Origin of the sequence: Cytophaga aurantiaca DSM 3654, from assembly GCF_000379725.1 — a bacterium.
Taxonomy (GTDB): domain Bacteria; phylum Bacteroidota; class Bacteroidia; order Cytophagales; family Cytophagaceae; genus Cytophaga; species Cytophaga aurantiaca.
Genome location: NZ_KB903622.1, coordinates 14766 through 30792, shown reverse-complemented (window position 1 = coordinate 30792; position 16027 = coordinate 14766). Strand labels below are relative to the sequence as shown.

Genomic DNA, 16027 nt, shown 5'->3' with positions numbered 1-16027 from the left:
CCCGACTGGGGTCATAACCCTACTATCAGCTGCGAGTGTTCTTTAAAACGAATTTGCATGAATTTATTTTTACCGCATTTTAAAAATAGTATGTATCAGGGTAGGTCTAAATAATTACATTCACGCTATTAAATATTAAACTGTGCTGCTTAACTATTTATTATTTTGAAGCAGTTATTTTTATAGAAACATCTACCTCATTGCTCATTGTCACGCTGTTTCCTCCTACACCATAGTCCAAGCGATTAAGCGTTACAGTACCTTCAAAAATACCATTGGTATGTGTAAAAGGAATTTTGATATCCTTCGTTACACCTTTGATTGTAAGTTTACCTTCTGCAATAAGACCGCCTCCGCTGGTTTTAAGAATCTGAGTACTTTCAAATGTTATTTTAGGATAGGTGGCAACATTGAAAAAATCTTCTTTACGCAAGTGCTTGTCACGACCTTCAATGCCTGTATCAATGGATTCTACATTTATGGTTGCTTTTATTGAACTTGGAGCCTGGGCAGATTCATTGTAATCGATATGTGCTTCAAATGATTTAAAAGATCCGTCCACACCTATTCCGGCATTTTTTATTTTAAATGCTACCGAACTTTTCGTGTAGTCAGGTTTTAATAAAAAAGACATGCTTGCCAAAGCAAGGAGTGCGATTGCGGCGAAGCCAATTATTTTTGCGCTAGTTCTCATATGTATTACGTGTATTACGGTTTGATTATATATAATTTACATAGATGTTTGAACATACACAAGAATAAGGCCAATATCTAACGTTCTTATTATCCATGTATGTGAAGGCCATCTAAACTTTTTTTTATACTTTTAACAGATATTCAACTGAAATAATTCATTGATATCATTCAATTTGCATGAAAAAATACATTGCTTATTTTAGCGCCTGCTTACTACTCAGCTCTTGTGGCTCATCCACACTACCCGCAGCAGATATATTAAAACACAATTACCATCTTTCAAACGATAGCATAGAACAGTCTCTTGAAGTGTTTTCATTAGGAGATTCTACGGCACAATTTGTTTTACGTGTAGAAAATAAATATCATGACACATTAGATAGCTATATGAGTCATGCTGCATCTGCAGATGGAAAGCATTTTACACATGTTCGGGAAAATTGTAAGATTGCATTTGAAATAAAAGACGAAAAAAGAGATACCATTCTGCTTACGCAATGCGATTGTCCGGAACTATCCGTTGCCCCTGTTAAACGCAGCATGACAACGGATAGCGCTCAGATCGTCGTTTTTAGATAATCGGTTATAAACACAACCAATAAGTTATTCACACGTACTGAGTTAAAACAAAGAATTCAAGAATGCGAATTGCTTGTTTATTAGAAATGATTTAACTTGATTTAGTAGACTAATTCTTAATCCATGAAAAAGCAGTTATCCCTGATCGTATTTGTTCTGTTAACATTTATTTTACAATCTCAATCACCTGTTCAGCCTGATCCGACAAAAACAAAATATCTTATTCTAAAGACGAATCGTTTATTGGGCATGAATCATATGGCTGTTAAAAATGGTAAAACATATACAGGCGATTTTGGCAAAGCCATACAATACGAACGTTATGCGAAGCAATTATATCTTGCAAAAGAATATAAGAAGGCGGCACAATTCAGCTATCGTTCAAGAGAATTTTCAATCGCATCACTGGTTGCAAATAAAGCGAAACCTACAAGTGATGCAACATTTACAACCGAAGAAAAAATGATGGTGTCTCCATTGCCTGAAGTTACGGTCATGGACAAAGAGCTACTTGAAAAAAACATACCGTTGCCAACTGACCAGGACTTACTCGCAGGTAATCTCGATATTACCATCTAAAGCTGTCCACTTTAGTCAAGTGATTATACATATTTTTTAGTCCCGCCCTTGAGCGGGACTTTTTATTTGTCCCGTTGGCTAAAGCCAACGGCAATGAAAGCAGAACTTACCTCACTTACAATTCAGCATTATTATCAGCCGCAGAGATAGTTTGTCGGCCGCCCCCATCTCTATCCTTAGAGTTAGCACAGCGCTCTAAGGATGTTTTAATAGAAGAGAGTTTTTGACTCGAATTAAGTATTTGATGAGAATTTAAAACGAGTCAAAGACTCTTGTTTATTTGCTGATCCTTAGAGCGCTTCGCTAACTCTAAGGATAGAAACATCGACGGTCCAAAGATTCTTTTTATATTTACCTTATAAACCACCCGACTTATGCCAACACCGTTCCTTACCGCTCAATGGAAGAAATTAATTTTAGCGAACTATGCCATAGATCCTGAAGTTTTAAAACCATATGTGCCTGCCGGTACAGAGCTTGACCTATGGAACGATACCTGCTATGTTTCTGTCGTTGGATTTTTATTTGATGAGGTGAAAGTGAAAGGCTTTTCTATTTTTGGACATAAATCTTTTCCTGAAGTGAACCTTCGTTTTTATGTACGTCGCTTTGAAGATGGAGAATGGAAAAGAGGTGTGGTATTTATTAAGGAAATTGTACCCAAAAGAATGATCACAATTGTTGCAAATACAATTTATGGCGAAAAGTATCAAACACTTCCAATGCGCCATCAATGGGATATTCTGGACAATGAGCAGCGTATCGAATACGAATGGAAAGTAAATAATAAATGGAATTACCTGCGGGTTAAAACAGGTCTGGAGCCTGTAGATATCAAAGAAGGCAGTGAGGCAGAATTCATCACCGAACATTATTGGGGATACACCAAACGTTCGGAGACAAAAACTTCTGTGTATGAAGTTGTACACCCACGCTGGAAAGTATACCGCATGCACAATCTGAATTTCTCTTTCAGTACCAAAGAATTATTCGGAGAGGCTTTTGTACCCTATTTGGAAACCAAGCCTACTTCTATTTTTCTGGCTGAAGGCTCAGAAATTGCAGTAATGGGTGATGGGAATTTGAAATATTAAACTTGTTTCAGTATTTTAAATTGCCCTAGTTTAGCTTACAGGCGATATTTTCACATGCCCTATCCTTTACGTACTTTAATACGTATATTCCAATACATTTTTCAGGAATACTTTTAGAATCTACTTTATTAAAATACCTGCTGTATGAACCTTTTTCAAAAAATTATAAATCTCGGAATTTCGCCCGAAACAAAGCCGTTGAACCAACAATACATCCGCATTACGAACTCGATCAATTTGCTTTTTATTTTTGTTGTTTCAATCCCGTTGATTATTGCAATAACTTCTCTGACAAACGATACCATAAATAGCTATGGACGATTCATTTTATTAATCGCATGTAGTATATGTTGTCTTCTAATGAATAGGTTTCATTTAAACAGACTTGCTAAAATTGTAACGTGCATAACCCCTGTTTTTGCATTGATAGTCTATCCTATATTCATAAGTCATTTTATTCATGCCGGCATGTTTCTTTGGATCCCTTATGCGATAATGGCTCTGGGTGTTGTTCCATTTTTTATTTTTTCCTTTGAAGAAGAGAAAATACTCATGCTGAGCGTAATCGGATTATATGTTTTATTAGTTGTGGGATTTGATGAATTCTTACTGTCTCATTTTGATCAATTACCTGACCTTGCTTTCATAAAAAAATATTATTTGTATTATCTCTTTGCCAAAATAGCAATTACCGTTTTTCTTTATACCACTTTTTTAATGTTTAAATTAATGTATCATAATAATCGTGTAAAATTATTGAGGACTACAGAAGAATTAAATCAAAAAAATGAAGCACTCAACACACTTAATGCCTCTCTGGAAAATAAAGTAGCTGAACGTACCGCTAAATTATCTTTACAAAACGAACGTATCAAAAATCTTGCTTATACCAATGCGCATGAAATACGATCTTACATTGCTCGAATAATAGGCTTGTCAAATATCGTTAAACATGATATTTCTCAGGAAGAAAAAGAATTTTGCGAATCTAAAATCGTAGAAAATATTTCAGATCTGGACAAGGTCACTCAAAAGCTATCTAAAGAGTTGATTGAAGAGAAATAAAATACACATAAGACGCAATAAATTGCGTCTCTACTACCCCAATACATACTCCACAACCACAGCAGTAGCGGCACCCAGCAGCGACATCACCAATCGGTTTGCTTTAAATTTGTGTTGTGGATTTGATTCAAAAAAGATCGTTGTTGAGATATACAAGAAATTACCTGCAAGCAACGCGAATAATAATCCCATACCTTCGGCATTCAGAATTCCCTGATCGGATAAGTAATCACTTACAAATAAACCAAGCGGAGATGCCAGCGCAAATACCAGCTGCCAACCAAAGATCGATGTGCGTGTTTTCATCAAGCCGATCAATACGGCTGCCAAAGCAAATGCTTCAGGTAATTTATGTAACACCAATCCTATAAGTAATGTATTGTGTTCGCCTTCCGCATGCATGTGTGAAGGATGCATCAACAAAGTCCCTTCCAATAAACCATGCACACACATAGCAAGCATGATGAAATATTTTTGAGAACCATTGTGATCGTGATGTAAATGTATGTGTCCGTGTTCAACACCTGTAGAAAAATACTCAATAAGCATTTGTAAAAAGTATCCTACCAATACGAAGATTCCTGCCAATTTAAAATTACCCGATTCCGTAACTGCTTCAGGTAAAATATGAATCACCGTGATAGAGAATAAATACGCTCCGCTAAACGACAAAATAAATTTGAAGTTTTCTGTTCCTCTTGCGGAAGTAAAATAAACCAGCAAAGCGGGAATAAACGCAACTAAAAATAAAATTATAGCACTCAGTAACATTTCGGTTATTTTTTAGCAATCATTATTAATCGATCCGATTCTGCAGCATCATAAGCATCTAGCCTGTAGCTACCAAAAGTATCAACCAGTGTCAGTCCGGCAAAGGTAAAGAATTCTTTAAAATCTTCTAAGGTCAATGCTTTCACACGCTCAGTAAAGAAGTATGGTGTATTATCTGCTTCAAAACGAATTTCTTTATGAATGTATCCATCCTTCACATATCGTTTTAGATAAAACTCAATGCCTTCCATTACTTTCGTTTCTTCTTCCTTCAACAAATTCACGGCATGCGTTACATTCATAAAATCAATCACCAGCGAACCTCCTACTTTCAAAGCTCTTGAAAGCGTTGTAAACGCAGCCTTATCTTCTGCTTCCGTTTCAAAATATCCGAAACTGGTAAACAAATTCAATACATAATCAAAGGCTTCATTCCATGCAGGCTTACGCAGATCATGTACCAAAAACGTAACCCCCTTCGGTGCATAGGATTTAGCCAGCGAAATACTTGCGGTAGAAAGATCAGCACCCGTTAATGTATACCCCTTTTCAGCAAGAAATAATGTATGTCTTCCCTTTCCGCACGGCAGATCAAGTATGCTCGCCCCTTTTGGAACAGCCATATGATCCATCAGATTGGTTAAAAACACTTCCGCTTCAGATTCATTGCGGTTGCTATACAAAATATGGTAATACGGCGTATCAAACCAGGTATCAAACCATTCTTTCTGTAACTGAGGCATATTTGTTCTTTTAAACAGGCTATTGGAAATTATATACAATATTAATCAAAAGGAAGTTCATTTAAGAATCTATGTTTTAAGTTCTATGTAATAAGTTTTAAGAGAATCATCTTAGAACTTAAAACTTTACACCTAAAACTCATTATCTTTGTACCAATGCGTGAAGACTATTTAAAATCAGACGACGAACAGTTTACTCCCGGTGAGAAGGAGATTGAAAGGGCATTGCGGCCGCTTTCTTTTGATGATTTTGCCGGACAGGATAAAATACTCGAAAATCTAAAAGTTTTTGTCAGTGCGGCTAAACAACGCGGCGAACCCTTGGATCACGTATTGCTACATGGACCTCCGGGACTGGGCAAAACAACACTTTCAAATATTATTTCAAACGAATTAAATTCGAATATAAAGATCACTTCGGGCCCTGTATTGGAAAAACCGGGCGATCTGGCAGGTTTGCTTACCAATCTGCAAACAAACGACGTGTTGTTTATCGATGAAATTCACCGCTTGAATTCTGTGGTAGAAGAGTATTTATACTCTGCTATGGAAGATTATAAAATTGATATCATGCTGGATTCGGGTGCTAATGCCCGAAGCATTCAGATCGGCTTGAATCCGTTTACTCTCATCGGTGCTACTACACGTGCGGGTTTGCTTACCTCTCCCCTGCGTGCACGTTTTGGCATCAATGCACGCTTAGAATATTACGACGCAAAATTACTTACTCAGATTGTTCAACGCTCTTCAGATCTCTTAAATACACCGATTCTTGAAACAGCAGCATACGAGATTGCCCGCCGAAGCAGAGGTACTCCTCGTATTGCAAATAATTTATTAAGACGTACAAGAGACTTTGCTCAGATCAAAGGCGATGGCACCATTACGCTGGAGATTGCACGTATGGCGCTTAATGCATTGAATGTAGATCACAACGGTTTGGATGATATGGATATCCGCATCCTTACAACCATCGTTGATAAATTCAAAGGCGGACCGGTTGGTCTGTCAACGATTGCTACTGCTGTAGGCGAAGAAGCCGAAACCATTGAAGAAGTGTACGAACCTTTTTTAATTCAGGAAGGATACATGAAACGTACATCCAGAGGCAGAGAGGTTACACCACTTGCATACAAGCATTTGCAACGCACACCGCCGGCACAATCAGGTACTTTATTTGAATAAGAAATGGCTTCTTTGCAGACATCGCACAACACGCGTATTGTTAAAGAAGCTGCAAAACTAGCGGGCTTTGATTACTGCGGCATTTCTACAGCCCGATTTTTAGAAGAAGAAGCACCGCGCCTTGAATCCTGGCTCAACCGCAACCAACACGGCACCATGTCGTGGATGGAAAATTATTTCGACAAACGGTTAGATCCCCGGAAATTAGTAGACGGAGCAAAATCCGTTGTATCGGTATTGCTGAATTATACTCCAGCTCCGGAAGATACTACCCTTTCAGAAGGCGATGTAAAAATTTCCCGTTATGCATATGGCAAAGATTATCATCATGTCTTGAAAGATAAATTTAAAATAATGTTGCAGTACATTACCAAACATATAGGTGAAGTGAACGGCAGAGCATTCGTTGACTCCGCACCGGTGATGGATAAAGCCTGGGCCAAACAAAGCGGTTTAGGCTGGGTTGGCAAGCATAGCAACATTATTACGAAAGATTCCGGCAGCTACTTTTTCATCGGCGAACTGATCATTGATCTGGAGCTGGATGTCGACGGACCGATCAAAGATTATTGCGGAACCTGTACACGCTGTATTGACGCCTGTCCGACTAACGCCATTACAGAGCCGTATCAGGTAGATGGTAGCAAATGCATTTCTTATTTAACCATTGAATTGAAGGAGCAGATTCCGCCTGAGTTTAAAGAGCAGATGCAAGGCTGGGCTTTTGGCTGTGATATCTGTCAGGAAGTTTGTCCCTGGAACAGTTTTGCCACCCCTATCAAAAAAAATGAGTTCTCCCCTTCGGAAGAACTCAAAAAATATTTTGAAATGCCTTTAAAAGAAATCACTAAAGAAGTATTCAATATCCTTTTTAAAGACTCAGCAATAAAAAGAACCAAAATCGAAGGGCTCTCCAGAAATCTGACATTTATAAAAAAAGATTCTTAAGCAAAACAACGCTTCAAAACCAATTCGTGCTTATGCCCAAAATGTTCGTAGCACCAATTTCTTAGCTCTACAACTTCTTCTACAATCAATTCACTCAAATGTTTAATCAATTCCTTCTCAAAAAGCTGCTGATCAAAGCTTACTTTCTCAAGAATAAATTTTGCATAATTTAACATATAGCCCAATAGGTGTTTTGGTGAAAACTTTAAATTATTACGCTAATATTACATGAAAGGTTGTAACCTCTCAACTATTTATCCGGTTTATTTGTCATTTTTGTATAAAATCACCTCTAAATCATCAGATATTGAATTTAAATCAAATAAATAGACTGGCTTTGGCCTTATTTGTTGGACTGGCAATTTGCTATTCTTCAAATAGTCAAACTATTTCTTTTAAATGCAATAATACCACCTTACATAAAAATGATTTTTTAAGTATATCTATTACATTCTCAAAGGATGCAAAGAAAGAATACAACGCCTATAAAAGTTATCAATTCCCGGATATCGCAGATATGGTGAAGTCTCATACCTACTTTGACGATAAAGAAGGTGTAGATAAATCTCATACGATCACTCAATGGTATGAACCCATAAAACCCGGAACCAAAAATGTTCCCGCAATAAGTATTCAAACTAAAAATAAAACGTTTACCAATCCTTCTTTTACCGTTTCGGTATTGTCTGAACTTTCGGACAACCCAACAGAACCACCTGCAGAGCCGTGGATCGGAAAAACAAAATTACAATTTGATGCTCCTTCTATTGAATGGCATGTAACAAGTTCAACAAAAGAATTGTATCCCATGCAGCCTATTCATATCAAGGGCTACCTGCTAATACCTATCGACAATACGATTCCGTTTACCTTCGTCAATAGTCATGAGCAAAAAGAACTGCTTAAAAAGAAAATCAAAAATAATAATTGCCTTATACAGGACCAGGATTTATCAAATACATTCGAACGTGACACCATTACCAAAGACAATATTGAATTTCTAAAACTCACAGTCATTGATCAATTTCTCTTTCCTCAAAAGTCGGGCGAAATCATTATTCCTGCTACCGAATGGTATGTTTATGGGTATAAAAGGGGAACAAATGAGGAAGGCATTGTTCGGCTTCCTGAAAAAATACTTCTAAAAGAAAAAAGCATTTCAATAAAAGTAAAAGCTTTGCCCGCTACAACTTCTACAAAAATAGTTCCTGTTGGATTGTTTTACATCAAAGACTATCTCGATACGAAACGTATCCGCAATGGACAGGCAACGTATTTATCGATTGTGCTGGAAACCAATACAGACCTTACTTCCATAGGCAATTTTGAATTTGTTTCTTCCGATATTGAATTGATGGGAGAAGAAATTGTTTCGTTGCGCGTGATTGATACTGACCAGTGGCGTGTGCGTAAAGAATTTAAGTTTCAGATCAATCCCTTACGCAGCGGACAATATGAGTTAGCAGATGCATTTCGATATGTATATTTCAATCCTTCAAAACAAAAATACGATACGATACATCCCAAATCTGTACTGACTGTTTATGGAGACCGCATCACGGAAAGCAATGCCATGCTGACCAACGACGAATTTTATAATCGATATAATTATCAAACGAACAATACCTTATTTAAAACCAATCAGAATGATTTGTTCAACTACTTGGCGAACCTGATTATTTTGATTATGTTAGTAGTTACCGCAATTCTTGTAATAAAAAAATGAGCAATACATACGGCACAATATTTCGCATTACCACCTTTGGAGAATCTCATGGTAATGCTGTCGGAGTTATAGTAGATGGCTGTCCGCCTAATATCGAAATCGACGAAGCATTTATTCAATCAGAAATGGCTCGCAGAAAACCGGGACAATCTAAAATTGTTACACAACGTCAGGAAGACGATGTGATAGAAATTTTATCCGGTGTGTTTGAAGGTAAATCTACAGGTACCCCGATCGCTATGATGGTGCGCAATGCAGATCAGCGCAGCAAAGATTATTCGCACATTGCAGATCGCTATCGTCCATCACATGCAGATTATACCTATCAGGAAAAATATGGTTTCCGTGATTACCGTGGCGGCGGCAGAAGCTCTGCCCGTGAAACCCTTGCACGTGTAGCTGCAGGAGCATTAGCGAAAATAATTTTAGCAAAAGCAAATATTAAAATTCAGGCATACGTTTCGCAGGTAGGTCCGTTGAAATTGACAACAGATTACAAAGCATTAAACATTCCGAATGCAGAAACAAACATCATTCGTTGTCCGGATGATGAAGTTGCTGAAAAAATGATTGCCTTCATCGATGAAACGCGTAAGAATAAAGATACGGTTGGTGGCGTTGTAAGCTGCGTGATTGAAGGATCTCCCGTAGGTTTAGGCGAACCGGTATTTGATAAATTGCATGCAGAACTTGGCAAAGCCATGTTAAGCATCAATGCTGTAAAAGGTTTTGAATACGGCAGCGGATTTGAAGGTGTGGAACTATTCGGCTCACAACACAACGATAAATTCTATGCAGACGAAGATGGCACGGTACGCACACAAACAAACCATTCAGGTGGTATACAAGGCGGTATCAGCAACGGAGAAGATATTTATTTCCGCGTTGCATTCAAGCCGGTTGCAACCATTATGATCGACCAGGAAAGCATCAACGATAAAGGCGAAACGGTTACTGTAAGTGGCAAAGGCAGACACGATCCATGCGTGGTACCTCGTGCAGTGCCAATTGTGGAAGCAATGGCAGCAATCGTTATGGTTGATTTTTATTTAAGAAACAAAGCCATACGTTTTGACTGAAAAGGAAAATAAAAAGATTCCCATGCATGTTAAAATACTTGCAGGTATGGTGCTGGGTATAGCATGGAGCATTGCTGCGAGTTATACTACGGAAGGTGCAGCATGGACACAAAGTTACATCAAACCATTCGGAACGGTCTTTATTAAATCACTTCAAATGCTGGCAATTCCACTGATCATCACATCGATTATCAGTGGAATTGCCGGTTTAAGGGATATCAATAAACTTGGCCGCATCGGCGGACGCACACTTGCCTTGTTTACTATTACCTGCCTAACTTCTACCCTTCTTGGTGTGACGCTTGCCAGTGTGTTCAAACCAGGATCTGCTATTCCCGAAAAAACAAAAACAGAATTACTTTCATCCTATCAGGAAAAAACAACCGGACTGATAGACAAAGCACAGCAAAGTGTAGGCGGTGCAATGGATATGATAACGGAAATGGTCCCGAATAATATTTTCCATGCCATGAGCAACAACGGCATGATGCTGCAGGTTGTAATATTTTCTATTTTATTCGGTATCGCCTTATCTAAAGTAGATGTATCCAAATCAGACATCGTTATACAGTTTATAGAAGGCTTAAATGAAACATTTATGAAATTGGTAATGCTGGTTATGCTCATCGCACCTATTGGTGTATTTGCATTGATCGCATCCATCAGTTTCAATGTAAGTGTATTTTTATCCTTACTTTATTATATGCTTACTGTAATTGCTGGTTTAGCGGTGATCTTATTTATTCTGTACCCGTTTATCATTCGCTTGTTTTCAAAAATTACCTACGGAAGATTTTTCAAAACCATGCAGCCGGTATTTTTAATGGCATTCTCTACGAGTTCAAGTGCCGCAACGTTACCCGTTACCATGGAGCGTGTTTCCAACGGCTTTAACATTAAAAAAGAAATTTCTGATTTTGTTCTTTCTCTTGGCACAACCATCAATATGGACGGCACTGCTTTATATCAAAGCATTGCAGCCGTATTTATTGCACAGGCTACAGGTATTGATCTTACAGTCGGACAAATGGTGATCATTGCGTTAACTGCAACGTTATCTGCTGTAGGTGCTGCTGGCATTCCTGGCGCAGGCATGATTACGCTGATCATTGTATTAGATGCCATCCATGTTCCGATTGAAGCCATCGCACTCATTATGGCTCCGGACCGTTTATTGGATATGTTCCGCACGGTTATCAATGTTGCGGGTGATGCCTGTGGCGCGATTGCCGTTTCGGGGATGGAGGATAAGCGTGGCCAGTAAACAGTGGTCAGTTGTCAGTATGAGTTTCTATACTTACAACTCATTTTTAATATTTCCTTTTGCGTCCTTTGCGGTTAAATTTTATAAATAAAAAAAGCCCACCCTAAATAAGAGTGAGCTTAAAATCTAAACTAAACTACAACTACATTGACTTCCCTGCTTCCATTTCCTTTTTAAGATTCGGCAAAAACCCTGCAACCAGCCCCAACAAAGGAAGTACGGATGCAATCTGAAATGCATATTCAATCGACGTTTTGTCTGCTACAAATCCTAAGATTGCAGAACCGATCCCGCCCATACCAAAAGCCAGTCCGAAGAACAAGCCCGACACCATACCAATCTTGCCCGGCATTAATTCCTGTGCATACACAAGTATTACCGAAAAGGCTGAAGACAAGATCAAGCCGATCATTACGCACAATATTCCCGACCAGAATAAATTTGCAAACGGCAATAATAAGGCAAACGGTGCAGTTCCTAAGATAGAAAACCAGATCACATGCTTTCTGTTGAAACGATCGCTGATCGGTCCACCAAGGAAAGTACCTATGGCCATAGACAAAAGGAAGATAAACAAATAGAATTGCGATTGTTCTACTGTTAAACCAAACGTTTTATTCAAGTAGAAGGTGTAATAACTTGTGATGCTTGATACATATACAAACTTCGAAAAGATCAATACCACTAAGATCGTTAATGCACCAATCACTCTTTTTCTGGATAAATTATGTTCATCAGAAGATGCTGCCTTCTTTTTACTTCTGTTTGTTAAATAGTTTTTATACCATATCGATACCCGCGATTGAATAACAATTGCAAGTACCGCAAATGCCGTTAAATAAATAATTCCATGCTGCCCTTGAGGCGCAATCAACCATGCTACAACCAACGGTGCTATCGCACTACCGGTGTTTCCGCCGATCTGGAAGATGGATTGCGCAAGCCCTCTTTTCTTCGAACCTCCGGATGCCATATAAGCAACGCGTGAAGATTCCGGGTGTAATACTGCAGAACCGATACCAACCACACACACCGACGCCAGGACCAGATAGAAATTCGTTGCGTACGACAACGAAATAATTCCGACCAAGGTAAAACACATACCGATCGGCAACGAATACGGTTTAGGTTTTACATCCGTATACAAACCAATTGCTGGCTGAAGCAGCGACGCAGTAACGTTTAACACAAACGTAATCAACCCGATTTGTGTAAAACTGAGTTGTAACGATTCTTTAAATACCGGATACATCATCGGGATCGACTGTTGAATCAGATCGTTTAATAAATGTGCACCACTGATTGCAAAAAGGATGGGATATACCGTTGTTTGAATCGTTTGGCCTATCTCCCGTTCTGCTACTTCATTTTCATTTTCCATAATTGTATTTGTTTTATTGATTTAATTCATCCTATCATCTGATGATTTAATTGAAATTTTTTTAATCCAGACTCAAGATCTGAGACATATATTCTCCGGCCTTCTTTGATTCTTTGTTTGCAATCGCTTCACAGAGTTTTTCGTGTAATCCCTGCGACCGCTTGTATGCTTTGGTGTCGGGATATTCCGTTTGGAAATAATCGCTGATCACTTTTGCAAAGGTTTTATACAGATCAATCAGTACGGGATTTTTAGAAGCTTCTGCAATCACAACGTGGAATGCAATATCTGCGCTTAAGCATTCTTCCTGAACCTGTTCTTCGATTGCTTTCTTACGTTGACTTAACAACGTACGCATTTGTTTTACTTCTTTCTCCGTTCGGTTTTCAGCTGCCTTCTGAACCATTGTTATCTCAAGCATATGCCGAACTTCATTCAATTCTTTGGTATTTGCTCTTCGCAGTCGCTGATGTAGCGGCTCCGTCACCACATTCGCATCCTGAACAAATGTTCCCTTCCCTTGCTGTACAGTCACCAGACCGGCATTTGCCAGTATCCTCACCGACTCCCTTACGGTTGAACGACCAACACCAAAACGCGCCATCAATTCCGGTTCGGTTGGTATTTTATCGCCTTTCTTATACTCGCCCGAAGCAATAAGCTGTTGCAGCTTAGCAGCAACCTGATCCGCTAACTTTACGACTTCTATTTTTTCGGAGGAATAATTCATAATATCATCTGATGAATTTTAAAGGTAGGTTTTAATTTTAATATCTACAATTACAATATGGTCTTTTTGAGCACTTTTTGTCTTACCGCTAGAAACTAGCAACTCGCAACTAAAATTTGTACCTTTACAGAACCTCTTTGCAAAATGAGGTGTTTAGAGACTAAAGAATTGAATATCATGGAAAATAAACACACAACTGTAGAAATCTATACAGAATATACACCCAACCCAAATACATTAAAATTCATTACAGATAAAACACTGATTGAAGAAGGAAGCGTAGATTTCCCTTCGGCATCTACAGCAGAATCCTGCCCGTTGGTGTTGGATCTGTTCCGTTTTGATTTTGTAAAACGTGTATTCATGGCTGCAAACTTTATTACTGTTACAAAGTCTGAAGGCATGGGATGGGATGAAGTAAGCGGCATGATCAAATCCCTAATCAAAGGATATATCGAAGAAGGAAAACCTTTGTTCAAAGAAACGCATAAACCTGTATCCCATACTGCACCGGTAGAAGGCGAGCCTGAAGTGGTAACAAAAATAAAAGTAGTATTAGATGAATACATCCGTCCGGCTGTTGAACAGGATGGCGGAGCAATCAATTTTGAATCATTCATTGATGGTGTGGTGAAAGTTCAGTTGCAAGGTTCTTGCAGCGGCTGCCCTTCTTCTACCGTTACATTGAAATCAGGTATTGAAAATCTATTGAAACGCATGGTTCCGGAAGTAACCGAAGTGGTTGCAGAAGGAGTGTAAGGGAGTATTAAGTACGGAGTATAGAGTACTTAGACTATAAAATTATCTAACTGGTCATTCATATTAAAAGGGAAAGAGGTGTAAAAGTCTCTTTCCCTTTTTTGTACTGAGTACTCTATACTCTGTACTTAATACTTTTTAAAACGACACTACGTTCTATCCAAAATTTTCAATCACATGAAAAAAATTCAGAACTGCTCTTTTCATCTGCATTGGATTACAATGTGCTGTTTCTTATTGCCGTTTTTTTACGACAGCTGTAGCGATAAAAAACCCCAGAATGCATATGTAGATAGTACTGCTGTAGTTGTTCCTATTGTTCCTAAAAAAGAAGATTCTATTTCACAAAAAAGCTACTCTTTGGACACTGTAAAAATAATTTCAGCCGATACCATTACAGAGACATCTACAAGTGATGAAGAAGAATTCTCCTCTAAAAAAATCATTAAAAAATACCCTATATTGAAACCGCTATTAATGCCTGCATCTAGCACGTATACTGGCCTTGCTACCATTGTTAATACAATTCAATTTGTTTCCCTTTTTGCTACAACCATAACCTTCATACTATTACTACTTGGGTTGTTGGCAAAATTAATAGATAAGAATGCTGTAAAAATATTTTTACTTCTGGAAATTTGTGCAACGGGATTTTTATTCATTGCAAGTCCGTATGCACTATTTGCTTATGAAATATTATGGGGCTATTGGATCTGCATACTATGCATAAGTTCTCTAACAATCATAGATGCATATATAATCTACAAACAAAAAAGAAAGGAGCAAGATCATTAATGCTCCTTATTTAAACCCTTATACTAAAAAGCCTTTCTGAAATCACTTTCAGAAAGGCTTTTTAGTATAAGGAAACTTGGGTTAGAAATATATTTATTTAAGCTTTTAAGATTTCATTTTTCAATAAAGATCTGTCAATCTGAATTGCACCAGTTCTTTTATCTACAGGCTTTGTTGTAGAAGTATCCGGCTTAATAGATGCGGGTTTCGTTTTTGTAGAATCCGTCTGCGGGCCATCTTCTGAATTGTACGCAACAAATGCGTTCGCATCCAATACAGTTGCATATTTTGATCCTGTTTTGACAGTATCCACTGAATTTGGTTTTGCTTTCAACGAATCTGTTTGCGGACTCATTGCATAAAATAAAGCGGATGATTTCAACGAACCCGTCTTTAATGTATCCGGTTTCGCAGCAGGTTTTGATTTTGTTTTTGCTTTCGTACTGTCAGCTTGCGGACCAAAAGCCATCATTTTTCCATTCATTATGAATGCTCCGGTTTCTTTTGATTTGATTGTGTCTTGTTTTATTTTAATTTTAGCAGAATCCGTTTGTGCCATAGCACTCGTGCTTAATACTGCTACTGCAATTGTAAATAATGTCTTGATCATACTTAAATTGTTTTAGTTAATAT

At 38.1% G+C, this 16027-nt stretch carries 18 protein-coding genes; 11 read left to right on the top strand and 7 right to left on the bottom strand.

The window, feature by feature from the left end:
- Positions 1 to 160: 160 nt before the first annotated feature.
- On the bottom strand, positions 161 to 694 hold the full coding sequence (locus tag A3EE_RS0102885; protein WP_018341927.1) for a YceI family protein: 534 nt from the start codon (positions 692 to 694) through the stop codon (positions 161 to 163).
- A gap of 179 nt (positions 695 to 873) precedes the next feature.
- Here A3EE_RS0102885 and A3EE_RS0102880 point away from each other — a divergent pair, with 179 nt between their 5' ends.
- The 4 genes from A3EE_RS0102880 to A3EE_RS0102860 all read left to right on the top strand — a co-directional run bounded on the left by A3EE_RS0102880 (position 874) and on the right by A3EE_RS0102860 (position 4013).
- Entirely contained in the window at positions 874 to 1275 is a 402-nt protein-coding gene (locus tag A3EE_RS0102880) for a hypothetical protein (RefSeq protein ID WP_018341926.1), read from the top strand.
- A 123-nt stretch (positions 1276 to 1398) separates the two neighbouring features.
- Positions 1399 to 1854, top strand: a complete 456-nt coding sequence (locus A3EE_RS0102875; RefSeq protein ID WP_018341925.1) for a hypothetical protein — start codon at positions 1399 to 1401, stop codon at positions 1852 to 1854.
- A 374-nt stretch (positions 1855 to 2228) separates the two neighbouring features.
- Positions 2229 to 2948: a YqjF family protein gene (locus tag A3EE_RS0102870; RefSeq protein ID WP_018341924.1), complete on the top strand. Its 720-nt coding sequence runs from the start codon at positions 2229 to 2231 to the stop codon at positions 2946 to 2948.
- 468 nt (positions 2949 to 3416) lie between these two features.
- On the top strand, positions 3417 to 4013 hold the full coding sequence (locus A3EE_RS0102860; protein WP_157446857.1) for an ATP-binding protein: 597 nt from the start codon (positions 3417 to 3419) through the stop codon (positions 4011 to 4013).
- 33 nt (positions 4014 to 4046) lie between these two features.
- Here A3EE_RS0102860 and A3EE_RS0102855 read toward each other — a convergent pair whose 3' ends face one another.
- Both A3EE_RS0102855 and A3EE_RS0102850 read right to left on the bottom strand, forming a co-directional pair.
- Positions 4047 to 4784, bottom strand: a complete 738-nt coding sequence (locus A3EE_RS0102855) for a ZIP family metal transporter (protein ID WP_018341922.1) — start codon at positions 4782 to 4784, stop codon at positions 4047 to 4049.
- 5 nt (positions 4785 to 4789) lie between these two features.
- Complete coding sequence (locus A3EE_RS0102850) at positions 4790 to 5527, bottom strand: class I SAM-dependent methyltransferase (protein WP_018341921.1); 738 nt, start codon at positions 5525 to 5527, stop codon at positions 4790 to 4792.
- 156 nt (positions 5528 to 5683) lie between these two features.
- Between A3EE_RS0102850 and ruvB the strand changes: the two genes are divergently transcribed.
- Positions 5684 to 6712 (top strand): Holliday junction branch migration DNA helicase RuvB, encoded by a 1029-nt coding sequence (ruvB, locus tag A3EE_RS0102845; protein WP_018341920.1) that lies wholly within the window; start codon positions 5684 to 5686, stop codon positions 6710 to 6712.
- A 3-nt stretch (positions 6713 to 6715) separates the two neighbouring features.
- Positions 6716 to 7660 (top strand): tRNA epoxyqueuosine(34) reductase QueG, encoded by a 945-nt coding sequence (gene queG, locus A3EE_RS0102840; protein WP_018341919.1) that lies wholly within the window; start codon positions 6716 to 6718, stop codon positions 7658 to 7660.
- Here queG and A3EE_RS0102835 read toward each other — a convergent pair.
- A complete protein-coding gene (locus A3EE_RS0102835) occupies positions 7657 to 7836 on the bottom strand; it encodes a hypothetical protein (protein ID WP_018341918.1) in 180 nt (59 codons plus the stop codon). The genes queG and A3EE_RS0102835 overlap by 4 nt on opposite strands.
- A gap of 161 nt (positions 7837 to 7997) precedes the next feature.
- On the opposite strand from A3EE_RS0102835, the gene A3EE_RS0102830 reads away from it, so the two are divergent.
- The 3 genes from A3EE_RS0102830 to A3EE_RS0102820 are packed head-to-tail and all read left to right on the top strand — an operon-like array spanning position 7998 to position 11729.
- Entirely contained in the window at positions 7998 to 9386 is a 1389-nt protein-coding gene (locus A3EE_RS0102830; RefSeq protein ID WP_245553795.1) for a hypothetical protein, read from the top strand.
- A complete protein-coding gene (aroC, locus tag A3EE_RS0102825; RefSeq protein ID WP_018341916.1) occupies positions 9383 to 10465 on the top strand; it encodes a chorismate synthase in 1083 nt (360 codons plus the stop codon). Before A3EE_RS0102830 ends, aroC begins: the two co-directional genes overlap by 4 nt.
- Positions 10466 to 10487: 22 nt before the next feature.
- A complete protein-coding gene (locus tag A3EE_RS0102820; RefSeq protein ID WP_033417473.1) occupies positions 10488 to 11729 on the top strand; it encodes a dicarboxylate/amino acid:cation symporter in 1242 nt (413 codons plus the stop codon).
- A gap of 142 nt (positions 11730 to 11871) precedes the next feature.
- Here A3EE_RS0102820 and A3EE_RS0102815 read toward each other — a convergent pair whose 3' ends face one another.
- On the bottom strand, positions 11872 to 13110 hold the full coding sequence (locus A3EE_RS0102815) for an MFS transporter (protein ID WP_018341914.1): 1239 nt from the start codon (positions 13108 to 13110) through the stop codon (positions 11872 to 11874).
- A 61-nt stretch (positions 13111 to 13171) separates the two neighbouring features.
- Positions 13172 to 13840, bottom strand: coding sequence for a FadR/GntR family transcriptional regulator (locus tag A3EE_RS0102810; RefSeq protein ID WP_018341913.1), 669 nt, complete (start codon positions 13838 to 13840; stop codon positions 13172 to 13174).
- Positions 13841 to 14017: 177 nt separating this feature from the next.
- On the opposite strand from A3EE_RS0102810, the gene A3EE_RS0102805 reads away from it, so the two are divergent.
- Both A3EE_RS0102805 and A3EE_RS0102800 read left to right on the top strand, forming a co-directional pair.
- Entirely contained in the window at positions 14018 to 14599 is a 582-nt protein-coding gene (locus tag A3EE_RS0102805; protein ID WP_018341912.1) for a NifU family protein, read from the top strand.
- 177 nt (positions 14600 to 14776) lie between these two features.
- A complete protein-coding gene (locus A3EE_RS0102800; RefSeq protein ID WP_018341911.1) occupies positions 14777 to 15394 on the top strand; it encodes a hypothetical protein in 618 nt (205 codons plus the stop codon).
- 97 nt (positions 15395 to 15491) lie between these two features.
- Here A3EE_RS0102800 and A3EE_RS0102795 read toward each other — a convergent pair whose 3' ends face one another.
- Entirely contained in the window at positions 15492 to 16004 is a 513-nt protein-coding gene (locus tag A3EE_RS0102795) for a hypothetical protein (RefSeq protein WP_018341910.1), read from the bottom strand.
- Positions 16005 to 16027 lie beyond the last annotated feature (23 nt).